15 protein-coding genes are annotated in these 14,573 nt (G+C 74.9%); 6 read left to right on the forward strand and 9 right to left on the reverse strand.

The genetic code is table 11. The annotated features are described in order from the left end of the window. Window positions 1–97: 97 nt before the first annotated feature. On the reverse strand, window positions 98–1,423 hold the full coding sequence (locus DSM104329_RS14110) for an acyl-CoA dehydrogenase family protein (protein ID WP_259316081.1): 1,326 nt from the start codon (window positions 1,421–1,423) through the stop codon (window positions 98–100). A gap of 123 nt (window positions 1,424–1,546) precedes the next feature. Here DSM104329_RS14110 and DSM104329_RS14115 point away from each other — a divergent pair, with 123 nt between their 5' ends. Further along, on the forward strand, window positions 1,547–2,389 hold the full coding sequence (locus DSM104329_RS14115; RefSeq protein WP_259316082.1) for a methyltransferase domain-containing protein: 843 nt from the start codon (window positions 1,547–1,549) through the stop codon (window positions 2,387–2,389). On the opposite strand, the gene DSM104329_RS14120 is transcribed toward DSM104329_RS14115, so the two are convergent. Further along, a complete protein-coding gene (locus DSM104329_RS14120; RefSeq protein ID WP_259316083.1) occupies window positions 2,365–3,006 on the reverse strand; it encodes an SRPBCC family protein in 642 nt (213 codons plus the stop codon). The genes DSM104329_RS14115 and DSM104329_RS14120 overlap by 25 nt on opposite strands. Further along, window positions 3,003–3,374, reverse strand: a complete 372-nt coding sequence (locus DSM104329_RS14125) for an ArsR/SmtB family transcription factor (protein ID WP_259316084.1) — start codon at window positions 3,372–3,374, stop codon at window positions 3,003–3,005. The genes DSM104329_RS14120 and DSM104329_RS14125 overlap by 4 nt, the downstream gene beginning before the upstream one ends. A 92-nt stretch (window positions 3,375–3,466) precedes the next feature. On the opposite strand from DSM104329_RS14125, the gene DSM104329_RS14130 reads away from it, so the two are divergent. Both DSM104329_RS14130 and DSM104329_RS14135 read left to right on the forward strand, forming a co-directional pair. Beyond that, window positions 3,467–4,027 carry an isochorismatase family protein gene (locus DSM104329_RS14130; RefSeq protein WP_259316085.1) on the forward strand — a complete coding sequence of 187 codons (561 nt, stop codon included), beginning with the start codon at window positions 3,467–3,469 and terminating at the stop codon, window positions 4,025–4,027. A 48-nt stretch (window positions 4,028–4,075) separates the two neighbouring features. Next, entirely contained in the window at window positions 4,076–4,297 is a 222-nt protein-coding gene (locus DSM104329_RS14135) for a hypothetical protein (protein ID WP_259316086.1), read from the forward strand. A gap of 9 nt (window positions 4,298–4,306) precedes the next feature. Here the strand turns inward: DSM104329_RS14135 and DSM104329_RS14140 are convergent, their stop codons facing one another. Further along, complete coding sequence (locus DSM104329_RS14140) at window positions 4,307–5,647, reverse strand: SAM-dependent methyltransferase (RefSeq protein WP_259316215.1); 1,341 nt, start codon at window positions 5,645–5,647, stop codon at window positions 4,307–4,309. Between the two features lie 78 nt (window positions 5,648–5,725). Between DSM104329_RS14140 and DSM104329_RS14145 the strand changes: the two genes are divergently transcribed. Beyond that, a complete protein-coding gene (locus DSM104329_RS14145; protein WP_259316087.1) occupies window positions 5,726–6,049 on the forward strand; it encodes a protealysin inhibitor emfourin in 324 nt (107 codons plus the stop codon). On the opposite strand, the gene DSM104329_RS14150 is transcribed toward DSM104329_RS14145, so the two are convergent. Next, entirely contained in the window at window positions 5,964–6,884 is a 921-nt protein-coding gene (locus DSM104329_RS14150) for a MerR family DNA-binding transcriptional regulator (protein ID WP_259316088.1), read from the reverse strand. The two genes, DSM104329_RS14145 and DSM104329_RS14150, sit on opposite strands and share 86 nt — an antisense overlap. 228 nt (window positions 6,885–7,112) lie before the next feature. Between DSM104329_RS14150 and DSM104329_RS14155 the strand changes: the two genes are divergently transcribed. Together DSM104329_RS14155 and DSM104329_RS14160 are read left to right on the forward strand one after the other, a co-directional pair. Next, window positions 7,113–8,495, forward strand: coding sequence for an alkaline phosphatase family protein (locus tag DSM104329_RS14155; RefSeq protein ID WP_259316089.1), 1,383 nt, complete (start codon window positions 7,113–7,115; stop codon window positions 8,493–8,495). After that, window positions 8,492–9,901: an acyl-CoA carboxylase subunit beta gene (locus tag DSM104329_RS14160; protein ID WP_259316090.1), complete on the forward strand. Its 1,410-nt coding sequence runs from the start codon at window positions 8,492–8,494 to the stop codon at window positions 9,899–9,901. The genes DSM104329_RS14155 and DSM104329_RS14160 overlap by 4 nt, the downstream gene beginning before the upstream one ends. Here the strand turns inward: DSM104329_RS14160 and DSM104329_RS14165 are convergent. From DSM104329_RS14165 to DSM104329_RS14180, 4 genes are read right to left on the reverse strand one after another with little or no spacing between them, the layout of a single operon-like run. Continuing rightward, window positions 9,852–10,790, reverse strand: a complete 939-nt coding sequence (locus tag DSM104329_RS14165) for an NAD-dependent epimerase/dehydratase family protein (protein ID WP_259316091.1) — start codon at window positions 10,788–10,790, stop codon at window positions 9,852–9,854. The two genes, DSM104329_RS14160 and DSM104329_RS14165, sit on opposite strands and share 50 nt — an antisense overlap. Before the next feature lies 1 nt (window position 10,791). Further along, the gene (locus DSM104329_RS14170) at window positions 10,792–12,225 is read right to left on the reverse strand and encodes a hypothetical protein (RefSeq protein WP_259316092.1); all 1,434 of its coding nucleotides are present in this window, start codon (window positions 12,223–12,225) and stop codon (window positions 10,792–10,794) included. Next, complete coding sequence (locus DSM104329_RS14175) at window positions 12,222–12,995, reverse strand: alpha/beta fold hydrolase (RefSeq protein WP_259316093.1); 774 nt, start codon at window positions 12,993–12,995, stop codon at window positions 12,222–12,224. Before DSM104329_RS14175 ends, DSM104329_RS14170 begins: the two co-directional genes overlap by 4 nt. A gap of 15 nt (window positions 12,996–13,010) precedes the next feature. Next, a complete protein-coding gene (locus DSM104329_RS14180) occupies window positions 13,011–14,573 on the reverse strand; it encodes an alkaline phosphatase family protein (RefSeq protein WP_259316094.1) in 1,563 nt (520 codons plus the stop codon).

Raw genomic sequence — 14,573 nt, forward strand, 5'->3', positions numbered from 1 at the left:
GCGCCGTCACCGCGCCACGACCGCGCGCTGAGGCACCCCGCCGCGCGGCGTGGCGCGTTGACGGCGATGTGCGCCGTCATCGCGCCACGACCGCGTCTCAGACCGCGGAGGGAACCTCGGCGGCCGCCTGCGCGGCCTGCATCTCGGCCACGATGTGCGAGCCGCCGATGAGCTCGAGGAACGTGTTCTCGCCGTCCGCGATCCGGTAGGACTTCGCGTCGCGCATCAGCTTCTCGGGATGGAAGCGGCTGCCGTCGGCGAACTCCACGCCCTCGCGCAGCGTGCCGCGCGCGCCGCAGAGCTGCAGCGCCTCCTCGCACAGCGCCATCGACGCGTCGGTCACGAAGACCTTCGCGGCGACCGAGTGCTGCAGGGAGCCGAGGCGGCCCTCGTCGCCCTCGCCGTAGTTGTAGGTGTAGACCGCGCGGGTCAGCGCACGGCCCGCCTCGAGCGCCATGAACATCCGGAACAGGCGGTTCTTCGTGAGCTGGTGCTCGGCGAGCGCGCGGCCGCCGGCGATGCGCTCGCCCGTCCACTTCAGCGCGCCCTCGTACGCGGCGCGCCCCGTCCCGATCGCCAGCATCGCGACCGCGACGTTCGCCAGCGTGTGCACCGAGTGCACGGCGATGCTGAAGTCGTCGGGGCCCATGAGGACGTAATGGGCGGGCAGGCGCACGCCGTCGAAGACGACCTGGCCCTGGTTGAGCGCCCGCAGCCCGTGCTTGTCGATCGGCGGGCCCTGGCTGATGCCCGGCAGGTTCGTCGGCAGGACGGCGAGCAGGCCGCGGTCCAGCGGCTCGCCGTCGATGCCGCAGTACAGGGTGACGTGGGTCGCGGTGGCGCCCGAGGACACCCACGTCGACTTCGCGCCGTCGATGACCCAGCCGTCGCCGTCGCGGTGCGCGACGCAGTCGCCGCGCGCGTCGCTCACCAGGCTCGGCGTATGGCCGGTGAGCATGTCCGAGCCGTGGCCCATCTCGGTGATCGCCCAGCAGCTGTGCAGGCGCGGGTCGGCGCCGGAGAAGTACGGCCGCGCGATCTCCTCGACGAGCTCGGGGCTGCCGAGCTGGTAGGCGAACGCGGCCGAGAACGGGGCGAGGAACAGGACGGCGGAGAGGCCGGCGTCGCCCGTGGTGATCTCCTCCATGGCGAGGAACTCCTCCAGGCGCGACAGCCCGAGCCCGCCGAGCTCCGCGGGTCCGCTCAGCTTCGTGAACCCCTCGCGATGGGCCTGGGCGAGGAAGTCCCAGAACGGCGAGCCGTCGGCGACGACGTCAGCGGCGTCCATGCGGTCGAGCGCTACGCCGGTGGGCGCGACGACGTCGCGCGCGAACTCCCGCGCGCGGCGCTGCCACTCGCGGCCCGCGTCGCTGATCGTGCGATTGAGCTCGAGGAACGGAAGGACCTGCGATGCGGTGGTCATCGACCGACTCTCGTGCACCCGGTGCCCGGGCGCCACCCGGCGCAGGCGGAGCGTTGTGGAGGCGAACGATGCGCCGGACCGGTACGGTCGGCCGCGCACCGACCCCGACGGCAAGGAGGCGCGATGATGGGCGAGGGGCAGCGGGCGTACGTCCATGGCTACGACGACCGCGAAGCCGACCGCCTGCGCGATCAGGCCGGCACGCTCGCCGACCTGCTGCACCACGACACCGGCTACCCGGAGGGAAGCGCGGTGCTCGAGGTCGGCTGCGGCGTGGGCGCGCAGACCGTCGAGCTGACCCGCCGCAGCCCGCGCGCGCACTTCACGGCGATCGACGTGTCCGCGGACTCTGTGGGCGCGGCGCGCGCCGCCGTCGAGCGCGCCGGGATGCGCAACGTCGGCTTTCGCCGGGCGGACCTGTTCTCGCTGCCCGCCGGCTGGACGTTCGACCACGTCTTCGTGTGCTTCGTGCTCGAGCATCTCGAACGTCCCGTCGAGGCGCTCGAGGCGCTGCGCGGGCTCCTGCGCCCCGGCGGCACGATCACCGTGATCGAGGGCGACCACGGCTCCGCGACGATGCACCCGGCCGGCGCCGCGGCGTGCGACGCGATCGACGCGCTGGTGAGGCTGCAGCGCGCCGCCGGCGGCGACGCGCTCATCGGCCGCCGGCTGTATCCGCTGCTGGTGGAGGCGGGGTTCGCCGAGGTCGCCGTGTCGCCGCGGATGGTCTATGTCGACGCCAGCCGGCCGCAGCTCGTCGACGGCTTCACGCGCCGGACGTTCACTGCGATGGTCGAGGGCGCGCGCGACGGCGCGTTGGCCGCCGGGCTGATCGAGCCGGAGCGCTTCGACGCGGGCATCCGCGACCTGCACCGCACGACCGAGCCCGACGGGGTGTTCACCTACACGTTCTTCAAGGCGACCGCCCGCTCAGCGGCCGGTCAGGAGGCGGGCGCGCCCGTGTAGAACCCGGTCGTCCGGGCGGCGCTTTCGCGGGCGGCCGCGGGATCGGTGCCCGCCTCGATGCTCGCCTGCGCCCACCGATCGCTGGCCTGCGTCATGAACCTCCGCCCGTCCTCCGACGCGCTCCACGCCGTGAACGCCTGCGGATCGACCGGCTCGCCGCCGTTCGCCAGGTGGAGGGCGAGCCCCATGAGCCCGAGGTCCCAGCCGACGCCCACCGCGCCCGGGCCGAACTGCGCCCAGCGCTCGTCGTCGACGTGCGCGATGTGCTCCAGCTCGAAGCGCGTGGAGTCCGCGCCGTCGGGCGTGAGGCGCAGCTCGATCCAGCTGACCTCGCCGCCGTACTCCCAGGTCGCGAAGAAGCCGCGCGGCGGGTCGCAGCGCTCGACGGTTCCGGCGGCGTTGCCCTGCAGCTGGTAGCGCCCGCCCGGGCGCAGGTCGCCGGAGACGGGCAGGAACCAGCGCGGGATGCGCTCCGGGTTCGTGCAGGCGTCCCACAGATCCTCGAGCGGCGTGTCGTAGACCCGCGAGACGGTGACGGTGCGGGCCTCGCCGGCCTCGAGCGTGCGGCGGCCGACCTGGCGGCGGACGCTGCTGATCTGGTGGACGACGTCGATCATGGGCTGCTCCCTTGGTGGGGGTCGGGGTTGGTGGACTCGCGCAGGCGGCGCTGACGGCGCCCGCGGGCGAGCTCGGTCTCCAGGGCGTCGAGGTGCGGCGTCCAGAGCGCGCGGAACCGATCGAGCCACGCGTGGAGGTCCTGCAGCGGCTCGGGATCGACCGCGTAGAGCCGGCGCGCCCCGTCGGGGCGCACGGTGGCGAAGCCGGATTCGCGCAGGACCCGCAGATGCTGGGAGACGGCGGGCTGCGAGATGCCGAACTCGGCCCGGATGTGCTCGGTCAGCGCCCCCGAGGACTGCTCGCCGGTGACGAGGAGCTCGAGGATGCGCCGCCGGACCGGGTCGCCGAGGACGTCGAACGCGTGCACGGGGAAGAGGTTATCAGTGATCCCTTATATAAGCACTGACTGATGTCTTCGTACCGAGAGTGGCGTGCCACCCGCTGAGCGACAATGCGCGCATGGCCGACGCCCTGCTGATCATCGACTACCAGCGCGACTTCCTCCCGCCCGGCGGCGCGCTCGCGGTGGCCGGAGGCGATGGCATCGCCCGCCGGATCAACGCGCTGGCCCGCGATGACGCATTCGCGCTCGTCGTCGCCACGCGCGACTGGCACCCGCCCGACCATCGCTCGTTTCGCGAGCAGGGCGGCCCGTGGCCGCCGCACTGCGTCCAGGGCACGCCCGGCGCCGAGCTGTCGCCGCAGCTCGACCGGTCGCGGATCGCCGTGATCGTCGACGCCGGCGTGCGGCCGCAGGACGACGGCTACTCCGGGTTCGAGTCGCCGCGCATGCTGGAGGTGCTGCGAGAGCACGGCATCACGGCGGTCACGGTCGTCGGGCTGGCGACCGATTACTGCGTGCTGCACACCGCCCGGGACGCGATCGGCGCCGGATTCGCGGTGACCGTCGACACGTCCGCCGTGCGGCCCGTCGACGTCCGGCCGGGCGACGGTGAGCGCGCACTCGCGGAGCTCGGCGCCCTCGGCGCCCGCATCGTCGACCTGTCGGCCGCGGGCTGACCGCGAAGAACCCGCGTCCCGCCCGGGCGCGACCCCTATCCTGAGGCCATGGCCCGCTACGAGCGAGATCGCCGGCCCACCGCCGGCGGGCCCCCGACGCCCGACGGGCGCCCGGTGGTCAGGATGCAGCTCGACCCGACGGGCCGCTGGAAGCCGGTGGAGGATCCGGCGGAGACGAAGCCGGTCACCGAGTCCCGGCCGCAGCCGCCCCAGCCCGACGACCCGCGCTCGGCGTTGTCGCGCAACGTCCCGCCGTACGCGGCGGGCTGACCGCGCCGGCTACGCGCGTCCGTCGCCGGGGGCGACCGCGCGCGCATCCGCGGCCAGGTCGCCGCGGCTCAGCGGCAGCCCGTGCGCAGCGCCGTCGCGGGCGACGATCACCTGGTAGATCGTGATGTCGCCGTCCTCGAAGGCGAGGGCCGAGCCGGTCATGTAGAGCTGCCAGACGCGCAGCCGCTCGATGCCGACCTCGGCGACGATCGCCTCCCGGTGGGCCTCGAGGTTGTCGAGCCAGCGCCAGAGCGTGAGCGCGTAGTGCTCGCGCATCGACTCGACGTCGCGGGTCTCCAGTCCGGCGCGCTGCAGGGCGGCGACGACGTCGGCGACCGGCTGCAGCTCGCCGTCGGGGAAGACGTAGCGCTGGATGAGCGACTTGGCGCCGGCGGGGGAGGAGGCGAGGCTCGAGATGCCGTGGTTGAGCGCCAGGCCGCCCGGGCGCAGCAGCGCCGCGATCTGCCCGGCGTACGCGCCCAGCTGCGCCCGGCCGACGTGCTCGTACATGCCGACCGAGGCGATCTTGTCGTACGGGCCGTCGGCGACCTCGCGGTAGTCCGCGACGCGGATCTCGACCCGGTCGGCCAGGCCGGCGTCACGCACGCGCTCGCGGGCCAGCTCGGCCTGCCGCTCGGACACCGTGATGCCGACCGCACGCACGCCATGGTGCTCGGCGGCGTGGCGGACCAGCGAGCCCCAGCCGCAGCCGATGTCGAGCAGCCGCTCTCCGGGCTCGAGGCGCAGCTTGCGGCAGATGCGCTCGAGCTTGCGTTCCTGCGCAGCGTCCAGGGGGTCGTCGGGGTCCTCGAAGTAGGCGCACGAGTACACGAGGGTCGGGCCGAGCAGGCGGCGGTAGAACGCGTTGGAGACGTCGTAGTGGTGGCGGACGGCGTCGCGGTCGCGGCGCAGGGAGTGGCGGTGGCCGCGCGGACGGAGCTCGCAGTCGGGTACGCGCGGCGGGCGCAGCGCGTCGACGCCCGCGAGATGCAGCGCCAGCGCGCCGACCGCGGCGAGCTCGCGCGGGCTCAGCGACGCGCCGCCGAAGCGGTTGCGCAGCGCCAGCGCCTCGCGCAGCTCGCCGTCGAAGCGCAGCTGCCCGGTCACGAACGCGCGGGTGAGCCCGAGCTGATTGGGCTCGTGCAGGAGCTGTCCGAGCGCCTCGCGCTCGACGTGGATCGCCGGAGCATCCGCGGGGCCGGCCGCGGCGGGCAGCACGCTGCCGTCCCAGAAGACCAGCGGGAACGGCAGGGCCGCGAACCGGCCCCCGGCCACGGCCGCCAGCGCACGGCGGACCTGCTGGGCGGCGGTGCGGGGCGCGGACGTGGACCGGCCGGAGAGCAGACGCATCGGCACGAACGCGCACGATACGAGACCCGCCCGGTCGGGCGTGCTCACGGGTACCATCGGCGTGGCGAGGGCGCGGGGATGCGGATCGAGTTCGAACGGCAGGGCGGCTTCGGGTACTTCCCCGGACGGCGGGCCGCGGGCGTCGTCGAGACCGGCGCGCTGCCGCCCGCGGACGCCGCGGCGCTCACCGAGCTGGTCGAGCGGGCCCGCTTCTTCGCCCTCCCGGCGCGGGTGGGCGATCCCCACGGCCTGGCGGCGGATGCACGCACCTACACGATCGAGGTCCGCCAGGGCGATCGCCGGCACCGGGTGCAGGTCAGCGAGCCCGTGCCGGATCCAGCGCTCGAGGACCTGATCGCGGAGCTGCAGCGGCGGACGCGCGCCCGTTCGCCAGATCGCTGAGCTCGTCCTCGACGCTGTGCTCCTGCAGCATCGCCGCCAGTTCGCGCTGGGCCTCGCTGGCCGACGCCGACAGCGAGACGGCGCGCGACGGCGTCGGATACGAGCGGGGACGGAAGAAGTAGGCGACCCGGCGCACGGTCGTCGCCGAACGGACGGCGTAGATCCAGCGAGCCACGTCCTCGTCCGGTCCGGACCCGGCCACGACCACGACGTCGGGCCGGATCGCGGCCAGCGCCTCGTGCAGTGCGCCGATCGCGCGCACCGGCAGCGACAGGGTGTCGATGCCGGCGCGGGCGCAGAAGAGCTCGAGCGCCCGCATCTGCGCCGCGTCTCCGTCGGTCGGCCCGTCGGTCGCGTCGCCGATGATGAGGGCGCCGTGCTGGTCGGGTACCGCGACGAGCCGTTGGGTCCGGCGCAGCCAGTCGGTCGCCCAGCCGAGCGCGAACGCCCACGACGCGCTCGTCGCGCCCTTGCGCCGCAGGACCGCCTGCAGCGCCTCGAGGAGGATGCCGTCGACCGCGTGCTCGAGCGACCCGATCGCCAGGGACGCCTCCATCACCGCGTCCGCGCGGGTCCGCTTGAACGACGTCAGGGCCGTGACGAGCGCGAGCACGTCCGTGCTCACCGAGTCGCGCAGCACGCTGACCGCCGAGGACGCCGAGAGCCCCTCCTGCAGCGCCCCGCGCAGGGCGTCGATCTCGGCGTAGGCGTAGAGGCGGTGACGCCCCGGAGACCGCTGGGGCCGGGGATAGCCGAACCGCTCCTCCCACGCCCGGAGCGTGTTGGCACTCACGTTCAGCAGCGCCGCCGCCTCACTCGTCTTGAGCGTCCGCATCGGCCGACTCGCTTCCTCCCGCCCGCGGGCCACCCGAACCCCGCGCCTGCCACGCGGTTTATCGGTTGCGTTCTGTTTTCGCACACTACGCCAATCGAAATCGCGTGGCGAGACATCACGTGAAGGCTTGCCCCCCAAACGTCCATGTCTGCTCCATCCCGGCCGCAGGAAGGCAGCGGCCCATTAGACATGACGTGTGGACCGTTCGGGCGCAGCGAGGCATCGCTGATGGCGCGCCGGGTGCTCGTCATCGGCCTGGACTGCGCCGCGCCCGAGCTGCTGTTCGACCGCTGGCTCGACGAGCTCCCGGCGCTGCGGGCATTGACGCGCCGGGGACGCCACGGCGTGCTGCGCAGCTGCGACCCGCCGATCACCGTTCCGGCGTGGGCGTGCATGACGTCGTCGCGCGATCCCGGAGCGCTCGGCGTGTACGGCTTTCGCAACCGGCCCGGCCACGACGACTACGGCCTCGCGCTGGCGGACTCGCGCGCGATCCACGCGCCCCGCCTGTGGGACATCCTCTCGGGCCGGGGGCGTCCGACGGTCGCCGTCGGGGTGCCGCCGACCTGGCCGGTGCAGGAGATCGACGGCGCGATGGTCTCCTGCTTCCTGACCCCGGACACCCGGGCGCACCGCTACACCCATCCGGCGGATCTCGCGCCGCAGCTGGAGGCTCTCGTCGGCGAGTACGTCGTCGACGTCCCCTTCCGCACCGACGACAAGGACCGGCTGCTGGCCGACATCGAGGACATGACGGACCGGCGGTTCCGTGTCGCCGCGCACCTGCTCGAGACGCGCCCGTGGGACCTGTTCTTCCTCGTCGAGATCGGCACGGACCGCATGCACCACGGGTTCTGGCGCTTCATCGATCCCGAGCACCGGCTGCACGAGCCGGGCCACCGGCTCGAGGGCGCGATGCTCGACTACTACCGCCGCGTCGACCGCCGCCTCGGCGAGCTCGTCGAGCGCGCCGGCGAGGACACGGCGGTGCTCGTCGTGTCCGACCACGGGGCCATGCGCATGGACGGTGGGGTGTGCGTGAACGAGTGGCTGCGCCGCGAGGGCTATCTCGTGCTGCACGACGAGCCGGCGACCCCGCGCCCGCTGCGCCCCGAGGACGTCGACTGGCGCCGGACGACCGCGTGGGGGGAGGGCGGCTACTACTGCCGGCTGTTCGTCAACGTGGCCGGCCGGGAGCGGGAGGGCGCGGTCGCGCCCGCCGCGCTCGACCGCGTCTGCGACGACCTCCGGGCCGGGCTGCAGGCGATCGAGGATCACGAGGGCCGGCCGATGCCCGACCCGACGGTCGCTCACGCCGGCGAGGAGCTCTACGGCGAGCGCGCCGGGGTGTGCCCGGACCTGCTCGTGTACTTCGGAGGACTGCACTGGCGCAGCATCGGGCTGGTCGGCACCGGCTCGCTGCACCGGCTCGAGAACGACACCGGCCCCGACGACGCCAACCACGCGCCCGATGGGCTCTACGTGATCGCGGGCGACGGCGTCGCGCCAGGGCCCGGAGCGCCGCGCAGCCTGCTCGACGTGGCGCCGACCATCCTCGAGCTCCTGGGAGAGCCGGTGCCCGGCGCGATGCAGGGGACGACGCTGCTGTGAGCGCTCCGGCCGCCGCGCGCCCCGCCGCCGCGCCGCCCGCACCGGTGCGCCTGCGCCCGGCCGAGCGCCTGCGGCTGCTGTGCGATCCGGGGACGCTGCGCCTGGACGAGGTGCCCGCGGGCGGGCCGGTGCCGTCGGTGCTCGGCGCCGCCGGCGACGTCGGCGGCCGGCCGGTCGCCTGCTATGCCCACGACGCCGCCGTCGCGGGCGGCTCGGTCGGCGCGGCGGAGGCCGACGTGGTGGTGGCCACGCTGCGCCGCGCCAGACGCGACGGCGTGCCCGTGGTCGGGTTCGTCGAGTCCGCGGGGGCGCGGCTGCAGGAGGGCGCCCTCGGCCTCGACGCGTACGCGCGCATCCTCTTCGAGGACGTCGCCGGTCAAGGCGTCGTGCCGCAGGTGTCCGTCGTCACCGGCACGGCGGCGGGCGGCGGGTGCTACTCGCCGGCCCTGACCGACTTCATCGTCATGACGCGCGACGCGACCATGTTCCTCACCGGTCCGCGGGTCGTGCGGGAAGCGCTCGGCGAGGACGTGGCGCCCGCGGAGCTGGGCGGGGCCCGCGTGCACGAGCGCAACGGCGTCTGCCACGTCGTCGCCGAGGACGAGGCCGAGGCGATCACGGTCGTCCAGGAGCTCCTGGGCCATCTTCCGTCGCATGCCGGAGGCGCCGTGCCGCAGCAGCCGGCCGCCGCCCCGGCGCCGGGGCGGCCGGATGCGTTCGTCCCGCGCGATCCCCGCCGGGTCTACGACATCCGCGACGTGGCGCGCACGATCGTGGACGGCGGACGACTGCTCGAGATCGCGCCGGGCTGGGCGACGAACCTCGTCACCGCGTTCGCCCGGCTGGGCGGGCAGTCGATCGGCGTGGTCGCCAACCAGCCGCGCTCGCTCGGCGGGATCCTCGACGCCGAGGCGGCGCGCAAGGGCGCCGCGTTCGTGGACGCCTGCACGGCGTTCGGGGTGCCGCTCGTCGTGCTCGTGGACACGCCGGGGTTCATGCCCGGGCGCCGTCAGGAGACCAACGGCATCATCCGCCACGGCGCCGGCCTGGTCCGCGCGTTCGCCGCCTCGCCGGTGCCGCGCGCGACGGTGATCCTGCGCAAGGCCTACGGCGGCGCGTACATCGCGATGAACTCCGCGGGACTGGGGGCCACCGTCACGTTCGCGTGGCCGAGCGCGGAGATCGGCATCATGGGCGCGCGCGCCGCCGCCCGGATCCTCGGCCGGCGTGACATCGCCGCGGCCGTGGACCCCGGCGCGGCGCTCGACGGACACGCGCGCCGGTACGGCGAGCAGCACCTGTCGGTCGGCGCGGCCCGCGCGGCCGGACTGGTGGACGAGGTCGTCGACCCGGGGCTCACACGTGCGCGGCTGGCGGCTGCGCTCGCACGGCCGGCTCGTCGTTGAGCAGGGGGGCGAGCCCGTCCCGCAACCGGGTCGTGGGTCGCCAGCCGAGGAGCCGCGCGGCGCGGTTCAGGTCGTAGCGCAGGGGCAGCGACGGCAGCGCCGGCGCGTGGAGGAGGGCGGCGGCGAGCCGTCCCGTCCGGCGGTCGAGGCCGTGCACCGTGCGCGCGAGCGCGCGAAGGTCGAACAGCTCGCCGCCCGCGACGTTGCACACCGCCCAGCCGACGCCCGGCGCGGTGGCGGCGAGGACGGCGTCGGCGAGGTCGTTCGCATGGACCCATTGCATGGCGACGCCGGCCAGGGGGGAGCGCAGGGCCGCCCCGGGGTTGTCGCGCAGCTCGGCGACGAGCTCGAGCGGCCGCTGCGCGCCGGCCCCGTACACGGTGGACGGGCGCAGGATCGCGCACTCGAGATGGTGCCGGCGCCGGAAGCGCGTCACGAGTCCCTCCGCGGCGATCTTCGACCGCCCGTAGGCGATGGACGGCGGGCGGGCCGGGCCGAGCGGGTGATCCTCGGCGACGGGCCACGCCCGCGGCGGCGCCGGGGCGTACACGGCGGTCGAGCTGAGCAGGACGAAACGCCGGACGCGCGCCTCGGCGGCGGCGAGCAGCAGGTTCTCCGTCCCCTCGACGTTGACGCGCTCGAGCTCGGCGGGCGACGAGCCGGGCAGCGCACCGGCAGCGTGGACGACGACCTCGACGCCGCGGGCCGCCGCGGCCAGCCGGTCGGGCGCCTGGAGGTCACCGGTCACGACGTCCAGCGCGTCGTGGCCGGGCAGCTTGCGCACGGTGTCGGCCACGGCCAGCACCGTGACCCGGGCCCCCTGGTGCAGGAGCCGATCGAGCACCGGCCGCCCGACGAGCCCCGTCGCTCCGGTGAGCAGGACGCGCATCTCACGCCCTCCCGAGCCAGACCTCGCAGCCGCCGCGCGGGTTGGCCCGGTAGGCCCAGCGGCGGTCGTCGTGGACCGCGATGTGCGGGCCGAACGGGTTCGCGGTGCCCACGAAGAGCCCGTGCGGGGTCGAGACGAGCGAGCGCGCGCCGAAGTTGTACGGGTTGCCGAAGCCGTCGCGCGTGACCGGCTCCCAGCGCACTCCGTCCGCGGTGCGCCACAGCTGAAAGCCCCCGGGCGAGCGCGCCGCGACGGTGCGCAGGTCCCGGCCGCCGAGTGCCGCGCCGAGCTCCGCGGGGGCGCGATCGAGCGGCAGGTAGGGCGCCAGCACGGACCAGTTGTACGTCGAGGCGTACAGGCAGCCGTCGTGCTCGGCCATCCGCCACAGATAGCCGTTGAAGGGATCGTCGAAGCCGGGGCCCATGCCGCTGAGCGGCGCGCGCAGGCCGACGGGGGTGCGCCGCCTCTCGCCCATGACGAGCTCGAAGCTGCCGTCCGGATGGACGCGCAGCAGCTCGGCCGCGGCGGGGCCGACGTCGTGCGCGCGGTCCAGGCCGCCGCCCTGGATGCCCGTCCCGACGTAGAGGGCGCCGCGGAACGGGCACAGGCTCACCGCGATCTCGTTGAGGTTGCCCCGGTAGGCGCCGTCGACGAGCACACGCGTCCAGCTCAGCCCGTCGTCCGTCAGCGGCGCCCGCCACAGCTCGAGGCCGTGGACGGGATTCAGCGTCCCCGCCCAGAGCTCGCCGGCGAACACCGTCAGCTCGAAGACCGTCGCGTTCGTGGGGTCGCCGAATCCAGGCGGCGCGGCCGGGCGCCACGGGCCGGCGCCGAGGCCGCGGCTCTCGAGGACGGTCGCGCCGGCCGCGACGTTGGCCCGCCCCTGACGCCGGCCCGTCGGGGCGCAGAACAGGCGATCGCCGGCGGCGGCCAGCGCGCGGAACGTGCTGATGCCCGCGTCGGCGCCGACGGTGCCGACGGGCTCGAAGCGCTCGCCGTCGTGCGTGCGCAGCAGCAGCGGCGGCCGCTGGGAGCGTGCGGGCGACCACGTCGTCACGTACAGCGCGTCGGGCCGGCCGTCGGTGGCGGGCACGACGGTCATGCCGCGATAGCCGATGTCGCGCGGGACCGGCCGGCCGTCGCGCCCGTCGACCATCGGCGCGACCAGGGCCCATCGGGCCGCGCCGGACGCGGGGTCCAGCGACAGGATGCGGCCCCGAAGGTCGAGGTCGTAGACGTCGGGCGGAACCGGGACGGGCCAGGGATCGAGCGGCGGAGGGTTGTGCATTCGCAGCAGCGCGAGGTTGTGGCGCGTCGCGCCGACGAACAGGCGGCCCCCGAACCAGGCCATCGTGTGGGCGTAGGCGTTGCCGCCGTCGCCGAAGCCGCCCACGCCGATCGGCCGGAACTCCGCGGCGGTCAGGCCGGCGCTCATCGCCGCAGGAAGCCGTCGACGGACGCCAGGAACGCGTCGGGGCTGACGGCGGGGTGGAAGTGCCCGACGCGCGGCAGGACCACGAGCCGGCAGTCCGGGACCGTGTCCGCCAACCGCCGCCCGCTCGCCAGCGCGAACGATCGCTCGCCGTAGATCGCAAGCGCCGGCTGACGGACGCCGCTGAGCTGCGCCGTGGTGGCGAACCCGGGGCGCTCCAGTTCCCGCTCGGCGGACGTCGCCGCCAGCAGGTCCAGCCAGCGCTGGGCGCTGCGACGGCCCATGCCCCACCCGCCGAACGGCCGGAACGCACCGCCGGCCGCCGCCGGCGGCGCCGTGCCCGCCCGGGCCAGGCGCTCGAGCGAGCGGTGGTCGAGCGCGTCGCGTCCCGGCCGGCGCCTGGCGGGTACCAGGCGGCTGTCGGCGACCACGATCGCCGCGACGCGGCGAGGCGCCCGCAGGGCGGTCTCCAGCGCGATGAGGCCGCCCCAGCTGTGGCCGACGAGCTGCGCCCCCCGGATCCCGAGCGCGTCGAGGAGGCCTTCGAGGTCCGCGACCCACGCCGCCGCCCCGTAGCCGGAGGCCGGCATCGCGCTGCGGCCGTGGCCGCGCAGGTCGTAGGCGGTGACGCGGTGATGGCGGGCCAGCTCCGCGGCGACCTTCGGGTACCAGAACGCATGGCTGGCGCCGAGGCCGTGGATGAGCACGACGTCGGGACCCTCCCCGCTCGTCCGGTGAAAGAGGCGGGTGCCGTTGGCGTCGACGAAGGGCACGGACGGCGTCCGGCGTCATTCGAAGTAGCCCAGGGCGCGCAGCCGGTCCTCGACCAGCTCCTGACCGGGAAGCGCGCCGTCGTCCCCGTCGCCCGCGACGACGTGGGGGGCGGCGAACGGCGCGCCGGCTCGCACCGGCTCCCGGCCCAGCACGCCGGGCGCGAAGATCTCGGTCGGCACCCGGCCCTCGAGGTCGTCGTCGACGGGAAGGCCGAGGCTGTGCAGCAGCAGCGGCGCGACGTCGAGGATGGACAGCGGCGGGACGCTGATGCCCCGGGCGATGCCGGGGCCGCAGGCCGCGAAGATGCCCTCCGGGCGGTGGGTGCCGGCGACCGTGGCGCGCGGGACGAGCGGGGCGGCCGCCGGCAGGACGGACACGAATCCGCTGTCGCGCAGCGTCAGCAGGAGATGCGGGGCGCGATCCGCGCACGGACCCGGATAGGCGTCCTCGCGCCGGCGGACCTCGGTCACCACCTGACCTCCGGAGACGGGGTCGCGGAACGCGAGGAGACGCTCGGCGATCATGGGCGCGAGGTGCTCGCTGCCGGCCGCCAGGTAGATGCCGTTGCTGCTCGGGGTGACGGCGAACGCCCGGGTGGCGTCCCAGTCGACGAGCTCGACGAGGCTGCGGACACGGTCCTCCGACAGCCGGTCCCCGCGATCCTGCGCCGCTCCCGGCGCCCACGTCAGCAGCCCCTGCCGCTCGAGCCAGGTGTTGACGTAGAAGACCTCGTTCGTCGGCCCGAAGCCGTGGTCGGACACGACGAACGTCCGCGCGTCGGGACCCGCGAGCGAGACGACCTCGGCGAGGATCGCGTCCAGCTGACGGAAGTAGTCCAGGCACAGGGCGCGGATCTCGCGCTCGTCGGGAGTCGGGTCGACCGGCTGCAGGCGCGGGTCGATGAACCGCCAGCACGCGTGCTGCAGCTTGTCGGTGCCGTCGAAGACGACCGCGACGACGTCGCTGGGCTCGGTGGTGAGCAGATGGCGCAGGATCGTCAGCCACTGGCGCTCGCGCCGGGTGTGCAGCTCGATCCAGCCGCGGGTCTCGCCCTCGGCCAGGCCCTGCAGGCACTTCTTCTCGAGTTCGTGGTCCATGGCGAGCTCGCGCTTGGCGAACCCGGGGAGGTCCTGCAGGCGCCGGTACAGCTCCGGGGGGTGGACCGCGTCCTTGAGGTGGCGCCACGGGATGAAGGCCCCGATCGAGTGGCCGTCGATGGGCAGCGGCGGGTAGAGGCCGAAGAAGTTCAGCGCCGTGGCGGTGCGGCCCTGGCGCGCGGCTCGCGTCCACACCGTCTCGGAGGCCAGGTCGCGCGAGGTCGTGAAGCGGAAGGTGCCGCCGCCGGCCGGCGCCGGCTGGAAGCGGACGAAGTCGATCAGGCCGTGGTGGCCCGGGCTGCGCCCGGTCATCAACGACGGCCAGGCCTGCGCCGTCAGCGGCAGGGCGGTCGACATGAGCGGTGCGCGCACGCCGTCGTCGACGAGCCGGGCGAGGAACGGCATCGTGCCGTCGCGCATCAGCGGGTCGAGGACGTCGAACGTCGCGCCGTCGATCCCGAGCAGCAGGGCGCGGGGCAT

It is taken from the genome of Capillimicrobium parvum, assembly GCF_021172045.1.
GTDB lineage: Bacteria > Actinomycetota > Thermoleophilia > Solirubrobacterales > Solirubrobacteraceae > Capillimicrobium > Capillimicrobium parvum.

Bases quoted from the DNA above. Each gene is read 5' to 3' on its own strand.
- DSM104329_RS14110 (WP_259316081.1), bottom strand. From the start codon at position 1,423: ATGACCACCGCATCGCAGGTCCTTCCGTTCCTCGAGCTCAATCGCACG.
- DSM104329_RS14115 (WP_259316082.1), top strand. From the start codon at position 1,547: ATGATGGGCGAGGGGCAGCGGGCGTACGTCCATGGCTACGACGACCGC.
- DSM104329_RS14120 (WP_259316083.1), bottom strand. From the start codon at position 3,006: ATGATCGACGTCGTCCACCAGATCAGCAGCGTCCGCCGCCAGGTCGGC.
- DSM104329_RS14130 (WP_259316085.1), top strand. From the start codon at position 3,467: ATGGCCGACGCCCTGCTGATCATCGACTACCAGCGCGACTTCCTCCCG.
- DSM104329_RS14135 (WP_259316086.1), top strand. From the start codon at position 4,076: ATGGCCCGCTACGAGCGAGATCGCCGGCCCACCGCCGGCGGGCCCCCG.
- DSM104329_RS14140 (WP_259316215.1), bottom strand. From the start codon at position 5,647: ATGCGTCTGCTCTCCGGCCGGTCCACGTCCGCGCCCCGCACCGCCGCC.
- DSM104329_RS14145 (WP_259316087.1), top strand. From the start codon at position 5,726: ATGCGGATCGAGTTCGAACGGCAGGGCGGCTTCGGGTACTTCCCCGGA.
- DSM104329_RS14150 (WP_259316088.1), bottom strand. From the start codon at position 6,884: ATGCGGACGCTCAAGACGAGTGAGGCGGCGGCGCTGCTGAACGTGAGT.
- DSM104329_RS14155 (WP_259316089.1), top strand. From the start codon at position 7,113: ATGGCGCGCCGGGTGCTCGTCATCGGCCTGGACTGCGCCGCGCCCGAG.
- DSM104329_RS14165 (WP_259316091.1), bottom strand. From the start codon at position 10,790: ATGCGCGTCCTGCTCACCGGAGCGACGGGGCTCGTCGGGCGGCCGGTG.
- DSM104329_RS14170 (WP_259316092.1), bottom strand. From the start codon at position 12,225: ATGAGCGCCGGCCTGACCGCCGCGGAGTTCCGGCCGATCGGCGTGGGC.
- DSM104329_RS14180 (WP_259316094.1), bottom strand. From the start codon at position 14,573: ATGCCCCGCGCCCTGCTGCTCGGGATCGACGGCGCGACGTTCGACGTC.